The sequence below is a fragment of the Collinsella aerofaciens genome (genome assembly GCF_027679495.1).
GTDB classification, from domain to species: Bacteria; Actinomycetota; Coriobacteriia; order Coriobacteriales; family Coriobacteriaceae; genus Collinsella; species Collinsella aerofaciens_AK.
The window spans coordinates 77687-94982 of record NZ_JAQEKC010000008.1 but is presented as its reverse complement, the minus strand read 5'-3'; the positions used below and the strand labels follow the sequence as shown (position 1 = coordinate 94982).

The 17296-nt window shown below is 58.4% G+C and carries 15 protein-coding genes and 1 pseudogene; 7 read left to right on the top strand and 9 right to left on the bottom strand.

Translation table 11 applies throughout. The annotated features are described in order from the left end of the window. Positions 1-181, top strand: a pseudogene (locus PGW49_RS04655) (hypothetical protein); the annotation flags it as partial. Between the two features lie 197 nt (positions 182-378). Beyond that, positions 379-1044, top strand: a complete 666-nt coding sequence (locus PGW49_RS04650; RefSeq protein WP_270225729.1) for an ATP-binding protein — start codon at positions 379-381, stop codon at positions 1042-1044. On the opposite strand, the gene PGW49_RS04645 is transcribed toward PGW49_RS04650, so the two are convergent. From PGW49_RS04645 to PGW49_RS04630, 4 genes are all read right to left on the bottom strand, one after another. Further along, positions 977-2140, bottom strand: a complete 1164-nt coding sequence (locus PGW49_RS04645) for an iron-containing alcohol dehydrogenase (RefSeq protein WP_270225728.1) — start codon at positions 2138-2140, stop codon at positions 977-979. The genes PGW49_RS04650 and PGW49_RS04645 overlap by 68 nt on opposite strands. A 44-nt stretch (positions 2141-2184) precedes the next feature. Further along, positions 2185-3036 carry an aldo/keto reductase gene (locus PGW49_RS04640; protein ID WP_270225727.1) on the bottom strand — a complete coding sequence of 284 codons (852 nt, stop codon included), beginning with the start codon at positions 3034-3036 and terminating at the stop codon, positions 2185-2187. Between the two features lie 105 nt (positions 3037-3141). Then, entirely contained in the window at positions 3142-3276 is a 135-nt protein-coding gene (locus tag PGW49_RS04635) for a flavodoxin (RefSeq protein WP_270225726.1), read from the bottom strand. A 71-nt stretch (positions 3277-3347) separates the two neighbouring features. Continuing rightward, complete coding sequence (locus PGW49_RS04630; protein ID WP_270225725.1) at positions 3348-4196, bottom strand: aldo/keto reductase; 849 nt, start codon at positions 4194-4196, stop codon at positions 3348-3350. Between the two features lie 129 nt (positions 4197-4325). Here PGW49_RS04630 and PGW49_RS04625 point away from each other — a divergent pair, with 129 nt between their 5' ends. After that, a complete protein-coding gene (locus PGW49_RS04625; protein WP_270225724.1) occupies positions 4326-5225 on the top strand; it encodes a LysR family transcriptional regulator in 900 nt (299 codons plus the stop codon). A gap of 137 nt (positions 5226-5362) precedes the next feature. Here the strand turns inward: PGW49_RS04625 and PGW49_RS04620 are convergent, their stop codons facing one another. Next, positions 5363-5803: a MerR family transcriptional regulator gene (locus tag PGW49_RS04620; RefSeq protein ID WP_270225722.1), complete on the bottom strand. Its 441-nt coding sequence runs from the start codon at positions 5801-5803 to the stop codon at positions 5363-5365. Between the two features lie 245 nt (positions 5804-6048). Between PGW49_RS04620 and PGW49_RS04615 the strand changes: the two genes are divergently transcribed. The 3 genes from PGW49_RS04615 (at position 6049) to PGW49_RS04605 (ending at position 8496) form a co-directional block, all read left to right on the top strand. Beyond that, a complete protein-coding gene (locus tag PGW49_RS04615; protein WP_270225720.1) occupies positions 6049-6846 on the top strand; it encodes a carboxymuconolactone decarboxylase family protein in 798 nt (265 codons plus the stop codon). Between the two features lie 2 nt (positions 6847-6848). After that, positions 6849-7820: an alpha/beta hydrolase gene (locus tag PGW49_RS04610; protein ID WP_270225718.1), complete on the top strand. Its 972-nt coding sequence runs from the start codon at positions 6849-6851 to the stop codon at positions 7818-7820. A gap of 145 nt (positions 7821-7965) precedes the next feature. Beyond that, a complete protein-coding gene (locus PGW49_RS04605; RefSeq protein WP_022093910.1) occupies positions 7966-8496 on the top strand; it encodes a flavodoxin family protein in 531 nt (176 codons plus the stop codon). 108 nt (positions 8497-8604) lie between these two features. Here PGW49_RS04605 and PGW49_RS04600 read toward each other — a convergent pair whose 3' ends face one another. The 4 genes from PGW49_RS04600 to PGW49_RS04585 all read right to left on the bottom strand — a co-directional run bounded on the left by PGW49_RS04600 (position 8605) and on the right by PGW49_RS04585 (position 15770). Continuing rightward, the gene (locus tag PGW49_RS04600; RefSeq protein WP_270225716.1) at positions 8605-9699 is read right to left on the bottom strand and encodes a P-loop NTPase family protein; all 1095 of its coding nucleotides are present in this window, start codon (positions 9697-9699) and stop codon (positions 8605-8607) included. A 247-nt stretch (positions 9700-9946) separates the two neighbouring features. Then, a complete protein-coding gene (locus PGW49_RS04595; protein ID WP_195568531.1) occupies positions 9947-12187 on the bottom strand; it encodes a DNA gyrase subunit A in 2241 nt (746 codons plus the stop codon). 45 nt (positions 12188-12232) lie between these two features. After that, positions 12233-14230, bottom strand: coding sequence for a DNA gyrase/topoisomerase IV subunit B (locus tag PGW49_RS04590; protein ID WP_195568533.1), 1998 nt, complete (start codon positions 14228-14230; stop codon positions 12233-12235). Positions 14231-14387: 157 nt separating this feature from the next. Further along, positions 14388-15770 carry an ATP-binding protein gene (locus tag PGW49_RS04585; protein ID WP_195568534.1) on the bottom strand — a complete coding sequence of 461 codons (1383 nt, stop codon included), beginning with the start codon at positions 15768-15770 and terminating at the stop codon, positions 14388-14390. A gap of 406 nt (positions 15771-16176) precedes the next feature. On the opposite strand from PGW49_RS04585, the gene PGW49_RS04580 reads away from it, so the two are divergent. Beyond that, a complete protein-coding gene (locus PGW49_RS04580) occupies positions 16177-17193 on the top strand; it encodes a hypothetical protein (protein WP_161145419.1) in 1017 nt (338 codons plus the stop codon). The last annotated feature ends 103 nt before the right edge of the window (positions 17194-17296 follow it).

The following is a 17296-nucleotide window of genomic DNA, read 5'->3' as shown; positions in this document are numbered from 1 at the left end:
AACAAGCTGTGAAGTGCGGTGGCGCGCCCGTGCCCGCGCGCAGCCATCTCCATCAGCGTTTACGGTGCACTACAACATCACGGGCAAACCGCCTGACAAGCCGAGCATCCTGATCGTTCCGTCTATGAGCTACGTTGCTGTGCGGGGCAAGGGCGATTCCAATGTCGAAGGCGGCGCATAGCAGAACGCGTTGCCGATGCTCTACGGCGTCGCATATACCATCAAGATTTCGAAGAGGGCCCGCGGGAAATCGAGGGCTATTTCGACTTCGTCGTGCCGCCGGTCGAGGGCTTCTGCCGACATGACATGGCTGGGGCTTACCCTCCGACGCGCCCTTGCGCATATTTCCTTATCGGTTTTGAAACCGAGAAAGAGCTAATGATTGATTGGGTCGACCGCAATACGTACATGGAGCGGCTTTGGGCGCTCGAGGGCACCCGGGACATCAAGGTGATCACGGGGATGCGCCGCTCTGGTAGGTCCGAGCTTATGAAGGCGTTCTCCGCCTCCGTTGCTCGGAGGGACCCATCCTCCAACAACGTCTACATCGATCTGCTGGACCTCGACAACGAGCCGCTGCTTGAGTATCACACGCTGTATCACGAAATCATCGAGCGGCACAAAGAGGGCACCCGCAACCGTCTCTTCATCGACAAGGTGCAGCTGTGCGAGGGTTTCGAGAAAGCAATTAACAGCATTCACGCACGTGGCGGATGGGATATCTACCTCACGGGATCGAACGCGTTCCTCCTGAGTTCGGACCTGGCAACCCTGTTCACAGGGCGCCACGGGGAGGTACACATCCTCCCCTTCAGCTTCGGCGAATACCGCTCCTACTTCGACGAGCAGGGGGCCGTCGACGACGACTTCGACGGATTCATCAGGCGCGGCGGGCTCGCCGGGTCCTACGATTACGATGACATCTCGGAGTCGTACGGTTTCCTTCGGCGCGGGCGGATCGGGACCCACCGCCGATCTAGAGGCACTCGGTCAGAATCTGGAACACCTCGCTGCGCTCCAGTTTCTTGGCGCAGCCGCCGGTGAGCACGCAGGTGTCCGCAACCTTGTGCAGCGTCTCGTCGGACGCGTCGGAGCCCATCTCGGCGAAGCTCGTGGGAAGCCCCATCTCGCCGATGAACGTCTGCAGGCGGTCGATGCCCTCGAGCGCCACCGTAAGGTCGTCTTTGCCCTTGGCGTCGACGTCCCACACCTCGCGTGCCCAGCGGGCGAACTGCGCGGGCGCCTCGGGGGCCAGGTGGCGGTAGAGCGCAGGGTGGATGACCGCGAGGCCCATTCCGTGGTTGGTGTGGGTGTACGCGCCGTACTGGTGCTGGATCATGTGCGCCTGGAAGTCCGTTGACTTGCCGATCTTGAGCACGCCGTTCTCGGCCATGGCGGAGTCATAGACGAGCTCGCTTCGGGCATCGAGGTTCTGGTCGTCGTCCGCGATGACGCGCATGTTGCGGATGACGTTACGCTGGATGGCGAGGTTGATGTCGTCGGTGACGTTGCGTCCGCGCGGGCTTCCGAAATAGCTCTCCATGCAGTGCGAGAGCGTGTCGAACGCGCCGCTCATGAACTGCGCATGCGGTACGGTGAGCGTGAGCGCCGGGTCGAGCGCCGCCCACATGGGCATCGCCCCCAGATAGGCGCCCTTCACGTGCGTCTCCTCGTTGGTGATGACGGCGCCGTTGTTCTGCTCGGCGCCCGTGCCGGAGAGCGTTACGATGCAGCCCATGGGGATGAACGAGCTCGGCATCTTGCCGTCGGCGTGCTCGAACGTCTCGATGCCCTCGTCAAGCATCGCCTGCGCGGAGACTACCTTGCAGCAGTCGAAGACCGACCCGCCGCCGACGGCGAGAATGAAGTCGACCTGCTCCTCGCGTGCGAGCGCGGCGCCTTCCTGGCATTTTTCGTAGGTCGGGTTGGGCATGATGCCGCCGAAGTCCACCACGCGCTTGCCCGCGCTCGTGAGTCTATCGACCACGTGGCCGTAGACGCCGGTTCGCTTGACCGAACCTCCGCCGTAGGCGAGCATCACTGTCTTGCCCATGGCACCCATCTCGGCGTCGAGTGCCTGGTCCATGGCCCCCTCGCCGAAGTAGTTCCTGACCGGGTAGTCGTACGTGAATGAGTTCATGGCAATTCCTCCTAGTAAGTTATCAGTGCGGTCTGACCGCTCGTCTACACGTTGCGCACGAGCCCGGACATCCATTCGATGGTGGCGGGGTCGTGGTGGTCGAAGAACGCGCTGCGCCCGGTGTCGAGCGCGGCGATGGCGACCATCTCGTCGTCGCCCAGCGCGAAGTCGAAGACGTCGAAGTTTTGCTCCATGCGATCGCGGTGCGTGCTCTTAGGGATACAGACCACACCGCGCTGCAGCAGCCAGCGCAACACGACCTGGGCGACCGTCTTGCCGTGCGCCTCGCCGATGCGAGCGAGGACCTCGTTGCGGAAGAGGTCGTTTCTGCCCTCCGCAAAGGGCGCCCAGCCCTCCATGGCCACCTCCTTGCCGGCCATGTACTCCTGTGCCTCGCGCTGCTGGAAGAACACGTTGCATTCGACTTGGTTCACGGCGGGGGCGATGCGGTTGAACGAGATGAGGTTTGCGAGGTGATCGGGGTAGAAGTTAGCTGTGCCTATGGCGCGGATAACGCTCTGCTCGTAGAGCTCCTCCATGGCGCGCCACGCGCCGAAGACGTCGCCGAACGGCTGATGGATGAGGTGGAGGTCGACGTAGTCGAGCCCCAGCCGCTTGAGCGACGCGTCGAAGCCGCGCTTGGCCCCCTCGTAGCTCACATCCGACATCCACAGCTTGGTCGTCACGAACACCTCGTCGCGCGGCAGGCCGCTCGCACGAATGGCGGCCCCGACCGCCTCTTCGTTGCCGTAGCTCGCGGCCGTGTCGAGCAGCCGGTAACCGACCGAGAGCGCGTCCTCCACGGCGCGCTGGCATTCCGCGGCGTCCGGGATCTGGTACACGCCGAAGCCGAGCTGCGGCATCCTGACGCCGTTGTTCAAGGTGATGTAGTCCATGGTGCCTTCCTTTCTCACAACTTGACGTATCCACCATACGAGGGGCGCCGTACCGGCGGAAGTTTCCGTTGGTGAGGGTTCTATAACGCTGGGGTGCGCACGGGGTTATAATCCGCGGGTTCTAGGCGTCACCTCAAAGAGATCGGCGCCGAGCTCGTCGGCGATGGCCTGAGCTACGACAGCGGTGTGGCCCTGTGCCGAGTAGCAGGCCACGAGGACGTTGCCGTCTGCAGCGGGCACTGCGGCGGGCTCGTCCTCGACAGCCGACTGGTCCTCGGCGGCGGCTTGGTTGGTCCGTTATCGTCTGAGCGCTACTCCTGCGCGTCGAAATCGGGGCGTATGGCCAGGTAGCCCTCGAGTGCTTCCTCAGTGGCGGTGTAGTAGGTCATGGTCCCGTCGAGCTTGGCAATCTCGGCCATCTCGTCTTCGGTGAGGGAGAAGTCGAAGATGTTCGCGTTGTCGGCGATGTGGGCGGGGTTCTTGGAGCCGGGGATGATGGAGGTGCCCATCTGCACGTGCCAGCGCAGGATCACCTGGGCCGGGGTCTTGCCGTACTTCTCGGCGAGAGCGACGAAGATGGGCTCCTCCAGAAGACCTTTGTCGCCGTGGCCGAGCGGGTACCACGCCTCGATCACCGTGCCGTACGGCGCGAGGTAGGCGCGCAGGTCGCGCTGGGCGTGATAGGGGTGGCACTCAACGGTCACGAGCTGCGGCATGATGTCGGCGACCTCGATGACCTCGGTGATCTTGTCTTGCGGGAAGTTGGAGAGGCCGAGGGCGCGCACCTTGCCCGCGCGGTACGCCTCCTCCATCGTGCGCCACGCGGCCAGGTAGTCGCCTACCGGCTGGTGCAGGATGAGCATGTCGACGTAGTCGAGCCCCAGGCGCTGGAGCGTGGCGTCCACCGCCGGCATGCCTGCGTCGTAGACGCTCGGCCAGAGCTTGGTGGAGACGAAGATCTTGTCGCGCGCGATGCCGCTCTTGGCGATGGCACGGCCCACGGCGCGCTCGTTCATGTAGGCGTTGGCGGTGTCGATGTGCTCGTAGCCAGCCGCGAGCGCGGCGGTTGCGGCCGCCTCGGCCTCGACCGGGGTCATGAGGAAGGTGCCCAAACCTTCGATGGGCATCTCTGCGTCGTTATTGAGCTTCAGATACTCCATGGTCTCCTCCTTAATGGTGACTTTTCGAATGCAATGCTACGGCGTTTGCTGACGTGCGAGAAGTTCACGTTGGAATGATGGATATAACCATGGGGTATATACGGCACATAATGCGTGACAGGAGGATCGATGTACAACCCACAGCTTGACACTTTCATCCGCGTGGCGGAGGCGGGCAGCTTCTCCAAGGCGGCACAAGAGTCCTTCATCACGCCCACGGCCGTCATCAAGCAGATGAACCTGCTGGAGTCGCGGCTAGGCCTTACGCTGTTCCACCGATCGCATCAGGGGCTTTCGCTTACGCGAGCAGGCAGGTCGCTGCTCGCCGACGCCCGCCATATCGTGCAGTACTCTCAAGAATCAATCGCACGCGCCCGCGTCGCCGAGCGTGGAGAGAAGCGCATCATCCGCGTGGGAGTGTCGCTCATGACGCCCAGCACGCCGCTCACGAAGCTGTGGCCGAAGGTGAAGGAACGTTGCCCTGGCATGAGCCTTCAGGTGGTAACGTTTGAAAACACACCCTCGGCGGCACGCGGTTTGGCGAACCTCGGGCAAGACATGGATATCGTGGCGGGGATTTTCGACGATGCCTTTCTTAAAGAGCGCGGGTGCCTGGGCCTCGAGCTTTCGCGCGAGCCGCTCTGGTGCGCCGTTCCCGTCGACAGCGAACTCGCCAAACGCGACATCGTCACATTCGACGACCTCCACAATCACAGTCTTATGCTTATACGCCGGGGCTGGAACGCCGAAATCGACCGCGTGCGCGACGAGATACTCTTGCATCATCCTCAAATCGCGCTCGTAGACTTCCCGCAATATCGGGCGGAGGTGTTCAATCGCGGCGCGAACGAGGACCTCGCGCTTGCGACGCTGCCGTTGTGGGCCAACGTCCACCCCATGCTCAAAACCGTCCCTACCGATTGGGACTGTCTCGTGTCTTACGGGCTGCTTCATTCGTCGCACCCCGCAGACCATGTGCGGGAGTTCCTCGATGCGGTGTCTGCCGCGCTCGAGGCAGAGCATCGATAGGCAATCGCGAACAGATGCGCTTATGCCTATGGGAATAACGGGAATAACAGCCTCCGGACCCTCTGGTTCGGAGGCTTTCTTTTTGCATGTCTGCCTAAAACAATTCCTTGCCAAAGCCCCTTGAGCATCGGGCGGCATTATTGAGTGTGGGCGTTTTCGTAGGTACTTTTGATTTCTTCCGGCAAATTGTCGGGAATCAGCGCCTTCAGTCTATCCTCGTTGCCATCCTGAATCGCCTGCTCGTAGTACCAGCATTTGAACTTCAACATGTCCAGCGCGCGGTTCATCTTCGCGATCTCCGACTCCATGTGGGTCTTCCGCTCCTCGAACATGGCCTTGCGCTTGGGATATGTCGATGGGCCCTCCGCACACCATTCCATGAACAGCCGGATGTCCTTGATCTCCATTCCGGCCTTCTTCAGGCATTCGATGACCCGAAGCGCCTCGAGTTCCGTATCGCCGAATCGGCGAATGCCGGACGTCCGCTCCAATTCCGGGAACAATCCCTGCTTGTCGTAATAACGCAGCGTGGAAACGGGCAGATCGAACATCTCCGCCACCTGTCCGATTGTGTACATGGTCCCTCCGGACAAATCTCGAATTTACTCCTTGACCTAAAGTTAGGTTTAGGTATTACCTTCATTCTCGTCAATATAAATTGGGAGCGCAAGGGATTTTCGCCAAAGGCGCACGCTTGCCGGAACGGTTTTCGCCGGCGGCGTGAACGACGTGGGTAATATCGCCGGGCATCCTGCTCTGGAGCAGGCGCGACGAATAGGCATGGGAATCTAGGCGGGCAACTTGGCTGCGCGGAAAGAGATTTGTGTCCAGAACCATCGACAAGAGGAAATCGATCATGGCAATTAAACAAACGGCAGGCAGAGATGCCCTGGGGGACTTTGCCCCCAAATTTGCACAGCTCAATGACGATGTGCTGTTCGGCGAGGTGTGGAGCCGAGAAGACGGGCTTTCCCTTCGAGACCGCAGCGTGGTGACGGTGGTTGCCTTGATGGCACAGGGGCTGACGGACTCTTCGTTCCAATACCATCTGATGTCCGCAAAGAACAATGGCGTGACCAGGACGGAGATAGCGGAAATCCTTACGCACGCGGCATTTTACGCGGGATGGCCCAAGGCATGGGCGGCCTTCCGCATGGCGAAGGAGGTCTGGGCGGACGAAGACGCTGCCGACGCAAAGGCGCAGCATCAAAACGAGATGGCCTTTCCCATCGGTGCCCCCAACGACGCATTTGCGAAGTACTTTATCGGGCAAAGCTATCTCGCGCCCCTTTCCACCGAACAGGTCGGCATTTACAACGTTACGTTCGAGCCCGGCTGCCGCAACAACTGGCACACACATCACGCCAAAAGCGGTGGGGGACAGATCCTCGTCTGCGTGGCTGGTCGAGGGCTTTACCAGGAATGGGGCAAACCGGCACAAGAGCTGTGCCCTGGCGATGTAGTAAATATTCCCGCGGGCGTAAAGCACTGGCACGGTGCGGTGCCTGACAGCTGGTTCTCCCATCTCGCGGTGGAGGTTCCGGGCGAGGAGGCCTCCAACGAGTGGTTGGAGGCCGTGGACGACGAGCAATACCTTAAAGCGGCTGACAAGGAGGCTTAGGCATGGAGCAGTTGAAACTGACGCAGGAATGGGACAAGGTGTTCCCCAAAAGCGACAAGGTTGAGCACAGCAAGGCGACCTTCCACAACCGATACGGCATCACGCTGGCTGCCGACGTGTACGTGCCTAAGAACGCGGAAGGCAAGCTGCCCGCCATCGCCGTCAGTGGCCCGTTTGGCGCTGTGAAGGAGCAGTCTTCCGGTCTGTACGCGCAGAAGATGGCGGAGCTGGGCTTTTTCGCGATTGCCTTTGACCCGTCCTATACCGGCGAGAGCGGCGGCACGCCCCGCTATGTAGCATCGCCGGACATCAACACCGAGGACTTCTGCGCAGCGGTGGATTTCCTCTCTGTGCAGGAAAGCGTTGACCCGGAGCGTATCGGCATCATCGGTATCTGCGGTTGGGGCGGCATGGCGGTCAATGCGGCGGCCATCGACACCCGTATCAAAGCTACCGCGGCTATGACCATGTACGACATGACCCGTGTGACCGCCAACGGCTATTTTGACGCCGAGGATTCCGAGCGGGCACGCTTTGAAAAGCGGAAAGCGCTGAACGCGCAGCGCACCGAGGACTATAAAAACGGCAGCAATGCGCTGGTGGGCGGCGTGGTCGATCCATTACCGGAGGATGCGCCGCAGTTTTTAGCGGACTATTACGCCTACTACAAAACTCCGCGAGGCTACCATCCCCGCAGCCTGAACTCCAACGGTGGCTGGAATGTGACGTCCTCGCTGTCGTTCCTGAATATGCCGATTTTGCAATACAGCAGCGAAATTCGCTCTGCGGTACTGCTGGTGCATGGCGAGAAGGCGCACTCCCGTTATTTCAGCGAAACCGCGTACGGCAAGCTGACCGGGGACAACAAGGAATTGCTCATTATCCCTGGTGCCAGCCATACCGACCTTTACGATCAGATGGACATCATTCCGTTTGGAAAGCTGAAGGCATTCTTTGAGGAGTATCTGAAATAAGGCGTGCCTTGATTTAATGCCAAGTCTCCAGCAACGATTCTTCTAAAGAGAGGGAGTAGCTGAAACGAGACGATTGATTAACTCCATTCGTTTTGGTTACAAGAAAACATGCTGCGCGCCTGCAGCATGAAGGAGAGGGAATCCTATGAATATCGTTGTATTGAGTGGTAGCCCGCGTAAGGGCGCCAATACCGACACCATGGTCGAGGCGTTTGCCGAGACCGCGCGCGAGGCCGGCCATACGGTCGAGGTCATCCGCGTTGCCGGCAAGAAAATCGCTGGTTGCCTGGGGTGTCAGTATTGCTTCGCCCACGAGGGCACTTGCGTGCAGAAGGATGACATGGCCAACGTGATTGAGTCGCTGAAAGACGCAGATATGGTCGTCTTCGCCTCGCCTATCTACTGGTTCGATATCACCGCGCAGGAGAAGGCCGCCATCGACCGCCTGTACGCCTTCGGTGCTACGGGCTTCCCGTTCACCAAGACGGCCCTTTTGCTCGATAGCCACAGCGAGGGCGTCTATGATGCGGCGATCGCTATGTACAAGTCGACCTGCGCGTACTGCAAGTGGGAGGACCTGGGCATTGTCACCATCAGCGGTATGACCGAGCGCGACAGCATGGCATCCTCGCCCAAGTTGGAAGAGGTTCGAGAGCTCGCTCGCAAGCTCGCCTAAGAACAAGAAGAGCGCATGGCAATCAGCGTTATTGGAAGTACTTGCCGTCCTTGCCGGGTGAATCGTTGATTGCCATGCACCGTTGCCCTTGTGGACAATCTCCGCGTGCTAGGAGACTTTCTCGCTCAGGAACTCCCTGAACGCGGGGATGTCAAAGCCAACGAGGCCACGTCCACGTTCCCCGATGACGCCGTCCTCGAGGAGACGGCGTTTATATTGGCTTGCATAGTTGCTGGCAACGCCCATGCGTTTGGCTATCTCCGAGACCCTGCTGGGGCCAGAATCGGGCAGCATCGCGAGCAAAAACTCAATGTCTTTATCGGAAAGCTCCCGATAGGTCGTTTCGAGAATTCGATCGTGCAGCTCCATACGGGCAAGCAGAGAACCCTGCTGGACATCAGGTGCGCTGATTTTGGGCGAGTTCTCCGAAACATCCCATGTGCGATATCCGACGAGCTGCATCATGTAGGGGAATCCGTCGACGGCCTTCACGGCATCCTCGAGCGCTTCTGGCGTGATTGAGCGGCCTCCGGCCTCAACGGTTTTGCGGAATGCGTTTGCAATTTCAACGTCAGTGATTCGTCCCAACTGATGATATTGGGAACGCCTGAGGAACGAGACGGAATCGTTACGCAGCAACGCCGATACTTTGTAGGGCAGTCCTGCCATGAGTAGGGCAACTTTTTTACCTTCGCGTACAAAGTGCTGGTAAACAGAGGCAAATTGAAGCATTTCTTCGAGATCGACGGTGACTTCATCGATGGTGATGAGAAGTCCGATGTCATGTTTTTCGAGTTGCTTAAAGATGCCATTCATGCGTGTGCGCCAGTTGCCCTGGGCCTCTTGAGCATATGTCCAATCGATGCCCACTGGACCAATTTGAACGCCGTTTATGCGCGCGTGAGGCTGTGAGAGGTAGCTATCTGCGGCTTCTTTGGTTCGCTCGATAATATCTTCGAGCATGCCTGGCATGGCGGAGACATTTGCTGCGATCCAGCCGTGTTCAAGCGCCGTTTCTGAAAGGAGCGAGAGAAGCGCCGTCTTGCCCGTTCCCCTTGCGCCCGTAAAAATAGTCGACAGGTTTGGATCTCCCGGGCCGTTGATAAAGCCACGGTTGATGTCACGCAGAATATGCTCGCGACCCGCTAGAAAGGGAGGGACGCTTCCAAATGTTGGGGTAAAGGGGTTCTTGCTGTACTCCATGGTAGCTCCTTTGCAAGTTTTGCTAATTTTTGCAACTTTTGCTAACTTTTGCAAGTTTTGCTAACGACTGACCAATGGGCATCGAAGCAGTGACGCTGACATTTTTTACGCAGAAAAATAAGCAGAAATCAATTTATCTGCGTTAAAAAATAGTTGAGAAGAAAAACGACGAGTCCCGGGCGCAATGCCGTTGCGTTCCGGGCCTCGTCGCTTTGAGAAGTATCTAACGGTCTCGTTGCCGTGGCACCTAGTCAAACAGGCTCGGCATGTCGTTTTCCTTCATGAGGGCACCGGCAGAAGGCAGGCTCTGTGCGGTGAACTTCTCGGCCGAGACGCCGGCGCCAAGAATCTCCTCGGTTGTGCCGACGGTGGTGACCGAGCGGCCCTTCTTAGCCGTAAAGGCCTGGACGCCCTGCGTGTTGGTGGTCGTCTTGGTCTTGAGCAACGACGTGTTGAAGTTCATCAGGCGATAGTCGCTCGAGACCAGTGCAATATCGCGATCTTCCTTGAGCACCTGGGCATACAGCAGTTTGCTGCCGCCGTAGATGGCGTTCTTAAGGCGCTTGCGGTTGGTCTTGGTAACGTATCCGGCAAGTGCGACGCGCACCACACGACCGTTCTCAAAGACAAACAGCACGTCGGCCTTGTAGTCCTCGGGGTCGATGACCCAGATGACACCCTCGTCGGGTTCCATCTCAAGATCGGTCGGCAGGTACGAGCCCAGCTGGGCCGACTTGGTGTCCTCAAACGCCGCAACCTTGCACTTGTACACCTGGCTCTTGTTGGTAAAGACCAGCAGCTCGTGGGTGTTGGAGGACGGGAACTCGATAAAGGGTTTGTCGCCGTCCTTGTACTTGAGCGTGGTCGCCTTCTTGAGTACGCGGTCCGTCATCTTCTTAAGGTAGCCATCGCGCGAGAGCATGATGGTGACCGGGTACTCCTCGACCTCGGGTTCCAAGCTCACCTCGATGACCTCATGGGGCTCGATCCTGCCCGTGCGACGCGGCATCACATATTTCTTGTTGACCGCGGCCAACTCGTCGCTGATGACCTTCTTGATGTTGTCTTCGCTCGAGAGAATCTCCTCCAGCTCGGCAATTTCGCCCTCAAGCTTTGCAATGTCCTTGGTGCGGTTGAGGATGTACTCCTCGTTGATGTTGCGAAGCTTGAGCTCGGCAACAAACTCGGCCTGGGTCTCGTCGATGTCGAAACCCTTCATAAGATTGGGCACGACCTCGGCTTCGAGCTTGGTGCCGCGGATGATGGCGATGGCCTTGTCGATGTCGAGCAGAATTGCCTCAAGGCCGTGCAGCAGGTGCAGGCGCTCGGACTTTTTGCCCAGGTCAAAGTTAATGCGGCGGCGCGTGGACTCAATACGCCACTTGACCCACTCGTGCAGAATCTGGCGCACGCCCATAACACGGGGATAGCCGTCGACGAGCACGTTGAAGTTGCACGAGAACGAATCCTGCAGCGTGGTCGAGCGATAGAGCTTGGCCATGAGCTTGTCGGGGTCGACGCCGCGCTTAAGGTCGATGGCGATACGCAGACCCGAGAGGTCGGTCTCATCGCGGATATCGGCGATCTCCTTGACCTTGCCCTCTTTGGAGAGCTTGACGATGCGTTCGATGATGACATCGGTCTTGGTGGTGTAGGGGATCTCGTAGACCTCGATGATGCGCTCTTCGGGAATCCAGCGCCAGCGGGAGCGGATCTGGAAGCTGCCAAGGCCGGTCTCGATAATCTTTTCCATCTCCTCGCGGCGGTAGATAATTTCGCCGCCGGTCGAGAAGTCGGGCATGGGCATGTACTCGAGCAGGTCGCAGTCGGGATCCTGCAGGTAGTGCATGGTGGCGGTGCAGACCTCGTTGAGGTTGAAACCGCAGATGTCGGACGCCATGGCGACGCCGATGCCCTTGTTGGCCGAGACAAGGATGTTGGGGAACGTGGTGGGCAGCAAACGCGGCTCCTTCATGGCGCCGTCGTAGCTGTCGACAAAGTCGACCGGGTCCTTGTCGATGTCCTTGAAGATCTCGGCGCTGATGGGGGAGAGCTTGGCCTCGGTATAACGCGAGGCGGCGTAGCTCAGATCGCCCGAATAGTACTTGCCAAAGTTGCCCTTCGACTCCACGAAGGGCGCAAGCAGTGCCTCGTTGCCCGTCGCCAGGCGCACCATCGTCTCGTAGATCGCGGCATCGCCGTGCGGGTTGAGCTTCATGGTTTGCCCCACGATGTTGGCGCTCTTCTGGCGCTCGCCCTTGAGCAGACCCATCTTGTACATGGTGTAGAGCAGCTTGCGGTGCGAGGGCTTAAAGCCGTCGATCTCGGGGAACGCACGCGAGACGTTGACGCTCATGGCGTAGGGCATGTAGTTGACCTCGAGCGTCTGCGTGATCGGCTGGTCGGTGACCTCGGAGTGCAGGCCGATGACGTTTTCGGCGTTGACCTGCTTTTTCTTTGGCTGGTTCTTCGTCTTCTTCTTTGCCACGATTTCCTCTTGAACTTCTTATGGGCCGTCGTTATCGATTTGCTGCTACTGCAGGTCCAGCTGGTCCAGGTATTCCTTGCCGTGCTCGGAGATATGGCGCTTGCGGCCTGCCTCGTCGTTGCCAAGCAAAAGGTTGAACATGGTTTCCATCTTGGTGACGTCCTCGGGCTCCACCTTGATCAGGCGGCGCGTCTCGGGGTTCATGGTGGTGAGCCACATCATGTCCGGATCGTTCTCACCAAGACCCTTGGAGCGGTTGATCGAGCACTTTTGGTCGCCGATCTCCTTAAGGATGCCGTTCTTCTCGAGCTCGGTGTAGGCAAAGTAGGTCTTCTCTTTGCAGTTGATCTCGTAGAGCGGCGACTCGGCGATATACACGTAGCCCTCGTCGATAAGCGTGGGCACCAGGCGATAGAGCATGGTGAGCACGAGCGTGCGGATGTGATAACCGTCGACGTCGGCGTCCGTACAGATGATGACCTTGTTCCAGTTGAGGTTGTCCAGGTCAAAGGCGCCCAGGTTCTTGATGCGCTTGTCCTTGATCTCCACACCGCAGCCCAGCACGCGCATAAGGTCCATGATGATGTCGGACTTAAAGATGCGCGGATAATCCTCCTTCAGGCAGTTGAGGATCTTACCTCGGACGGGCATGACGCCCTGGAATTCGGCATCGCGCGAGGTGCGAATGGCGCCTGCTGCCGAGTCGCCCTCTACGATGTAGATCTCGCGACGGTTCTTGTCCTTGGAGCGGCAGTCGATGAACTTCTGCACGCGGTTGGCCATATCGGTCTTCTGCTGCAGGTTGGTCTTGATGCTCTGGCGCGTCTTCTCGGCATTCTCGCGTGAACGCTTGTTGATGAGCACCTGCTCCATAATCTTATTGGCGGCGTCCTTGTTCTCGATCAAGTAGGTCGAGAGGCGCTCCTTAAAGAAGGCAGTCATGGCCTGCTGGATAAAGCGGTTGTTGATGGCCTTCTTAGTCTGGTTTTCGTAAGACGTCTGGGTGGAGAAGCAGTTGGTCACTAGTACCAGACAGTCCTGGACGTCCTGCCACTTAATGCCGCTCTCGTTTTTGTTGTATTTGCCCTGTTGCTTAATGTAGGCATCGATGGCGCTGGTCAAAGCGCTGCGGGCGGCCTTCTCGGGCGAACCGCCGTTCTCGAGCCACGATGAGTTGTGGTAGTACTCCTGCATCATGAAGGTGCGCGAGAAGCACATGCATGCGGTGATTTTTACGTTGTAATCGGGCAGGTCCTCGCGATCGCGACCGCGACGGTCGGCCTCGATAAAGAAGGGCTCGGTAAGGTAGTCGGTACCGACCTTCTCGAGCACGTAGTCCTCGATGCCCTTGGGATAGCAAAAATCCTCTTCGGAAAACTCACCATCGTCGCCCTCGATGTGCAGGCGGAAGGTCACGTTGGCGTTGACCACGGCCTGACGGCGCATGGTCTCGCGATACCAATCGTGGGGGATACTGATGGAGGTAAAGACCTCAAGATCGGGACGCCACTTGATGGTGGTACCGGTGCGGTTCTCGTCGCTGGGCTCAATCTCGAGCGCCTTCTTTTTGGCGCCGACGACCTTGCCCTTCTTAAAGTGCAGGGAGTACTTGTTGCCGTCGCGCCAAACCGTGACGTCCATGTACTCGGAGGCGTACTGAGTCGCACAGGAGCCCAGGCCGTTGGTGCCGAGCGAGAAATCGTAGTCGCCGCCCTGGTTGTTGTTATACTTGCCGCCGGCGTAGAGTTCGCAAAAGACGAGCTCCCAGTTAAAACGCTTCTCGGAAGGGTTCCAGTCGAGCGGGCAGCCACGGCCATTGTCCTCTACCTGAATGGAGCCATCGCGAAAGGCGGTAAGGGTGATGAGCTTGCCGTAGCCCTGGCGCGCCTCGTCAACGGCGTTGGACAGGATCTCGAAGGCGGCATGTGCGCAGCCGTCGAGCCCGTCCGAGCCAAAGATGACGGCGGGGCGCAGGCGTACGCGCTCCTCGTCCTTGAGCTGGCGGATACTGTCGTTACCATAGTTTGCGGTGTTTTTTGCCATACTCGCTCTCTCGGTGCTCCTTTGCTGCGTTTAAGTCATATAGATAGTCAAGGTAGCATAGCCCAGCCCACAGACGATTCCAACCAACACGAAATCCATCGAACAATCGTTCGATTAGATAATGAATGCTTGGAATGCGGGAGGGACCTGTCCTGTCCTATCCAAACATCTGCGGCAGGTCGATGAAGACGGTTCGATCGCTTTCGCCAGCTTCGAAGCCCGAACGGGAGAAGAATCCATAGCGATGGCACTTGAGCCCCGTTGCCTCGACTTGGGTGATTTCCTCGTCGACCATTTTTTGCGTGACGGGGGATTTGCGGAACTTTGCTTCGTAGAATGCGTAGCCCTCGGGGTCTTGCGTTACCACATCGAATTCGCCGCTCGTTTTGTTTGCGGGATCGTCGTACCAGTACTTGCCTATGGCGTCGAAAGCCGGTTCGATCTTGCCGGTCCTGTTCTGCCGCACGAGGTATTGACGGCAGATCTCCTCGAACATATGAGGAACGTAGTTTTCCTCGAAGTCTTGGGAGACGTGACGATCATAGAAGACTTCCGGGTCGAGCAGCTGACGTGCTGAGGCATTGCGGAAAACATAGCGATAGTAAAAGAGCGAAAGCGGATCCACTACAAAGTAGCCAGACTTGCGCTTGTTCGTAGGGTCGTTGATGGGTGCACGCTTTTGGACGATTTCGAGTGACATGAGCTTGTCGAGCACGTCTGCCATGGCCGGACCGCTCGAGACGTGCGACTGTGCCAGCACGTCCCCCCAACGGGAGTAACCTTGTGCGAGAGCCCCGAAAACTTCGTTGGCGTTGGTCATCTTCGAGATCTCGGCGTTGAGATAGGACGGCACCTCGCTTTCTAAGCGGGCGCCAGGTTCCGTGACGAGCTCGATGATGTTGTCGCGTACGCTTTGGGATTGATCGATGAGGCGATTGTAAAAGGGGATGCCGCCAAAAACGCTATAGAGCCGCACCTTGTCCTCGGGCGAGAACGCGGGATAGAACTTCGCAGCGTCAAAGTAATCCATGGGCTTAAGCTCAAGTGCGAGATCAATTCGCCCGTAGAGGGGGCTTTCATGCTCGATGAGGGATTTCATAATCTCAACGTAGGAGCCGCACAGGACAATGTTTAAACGTGAGTCTTCCCTGTGGGCGTCGATTGAGGTCTGAAGAATGCTGTCTAAGCCTTTAACCGCATCTCTCAAGTAGGGGTATTCGTCGAGAACGAGGGTAATGTTCTTGTCTTTAGCTTGGGCAAACAGAAATTCGATGAGCTCGCGGATGCCTGTGAAGGCGAGCGGAGGAAAGCTCAGCGCTTCAGCAACAAGGACGGACAGACTCTCGAGGTTGTCTGCCTCGGAGGTTTGGCGGCACTCGTAATAGACCGTTGCGACGTCCGACAAATCGGTTAGCGCCTGCTTGATGAGCTCACTTTTTCCGACGCGACGCCTGCCGTAAATGAGAACATTGCGCTGCTCGGGTGCTTTGAGCGTTTTCTTAATACGGGCGAGCTCACGCTCCCTGCCAATAAATTCCACTTACTCGGTTCCTTCCGACTCGGTTTTGTCCGAGTTAATTGTATCGCATGGATCAGTTTATGCTCGAGTTTACTCGGACAAAACCGAGTCGGTTCTGCCCGAGTAAATTTGAAGGCGGCCGAATGCGTCTTGCTGCGTTTGCGGTTGGATACGTTGTCGAAAACGTGTCGTGCGGATTGTTGGATCGAATCGAACATTGGGACAGACGTCTCGTTTTATGGGCCGGGGGCGTGCATGTGCGAGTTCTTTTGGCCCATAAGGAACGCTGGTGGGTCGTTATTTGGGCCACGGGTCACTTCGCCGGCGCCGTGTTTCGTCATACGCTCATAGTGGAAGCCGATGCCACAGGGTCGACTTGGGACTCGGGCAATGGATGAGCTGCAAGCCGAAAGGAGCGGTGAGAATGATGAGGCCCATGACAAAGAAACTGCTGTTAGGAATTCCCACCGTGACGCTTTCGGCCGTGCTGGCGTGTACAGTGGCCGGCTGTGGCGGTAGTGCTCCGAGCGGCTCGCCTGGCGGTTCGGGCGGCAGCGCGCCTGTGCAGGAAAAGCCCAGGGCCTATGATTCGCAGACGGTCGAGGTGGCAGGCATTACCTATGAGTCGGTGGCTCACGGTACGTTCTATCGCGGCGATGCCAAGCTGCAGGACGGCTTTTACCTGCACATCAAGATCACCAACAACAACACAAAGAACAGGACGTTCAGTTCCTTTAACGTGCATGCTGCCCAGGGCGATCTTGAGGCAGGCGACCCGTTGTTTACTTCCGGCAAGGCGGCCGTGCTCGACTACGTTGCAAGCGAGGCTCCCGATGAGCTGCACGAGGGCATCGACCTTTCCGAGAGGCCAGATATCGGCCCGGGCGAGACCGTTGAGTACGTGTATTTCTGGGCGCCCAAGACGGCGTACTACGGGCCCATCACTGTCGAGTTCGTAGACGCTTATGCCCCCGCCAAGAATCATGAGGCCATGCACTTTGACACCACGGGATGCGAGACCAAGGAGTTCAAGGCGGCCGGCGGCGTGGCCGATTCTGGCGAGAAGGCAGATTTAACGGGCATCGACTGCGCATCGTACAGCATCGAGGCCGCCGATGGGTACACGCTGGATTCGTCCGACGAAGAGCGCGAAAAGGCAAACTTCTTCCACGACGAGACTGGAGGACGCCTGAACATCAGCATCTTCCCGCGCTCGCCGGAGGAAGAGGTTGCAAGCCTAGAGCAGGTCTACGAAGGCAAGGAGACAACAACCGACCAGGTCGAGTACAACGGCATAACGTGGCTGCGCTTTACCGGTCCCGACAACGGCCATACGCTGTTTGCGACGGCTCCCGCGACGGGCGAGACCGTCCGCGTGTCGATTGGCTGGAAGATCGATTGGGACGCCGCCGCGCCCATGATGGAGGCATTGAAGCTCAAGTAGCGGGTTGCGATTCCCATGTCAGGCGACTCAGGGCTGGCTCCGAGTTATCGGGGCCAGCCCCTTTTGGTGTTCGATGAGCCGAGTCGGCGTCTCTCACAAAAGT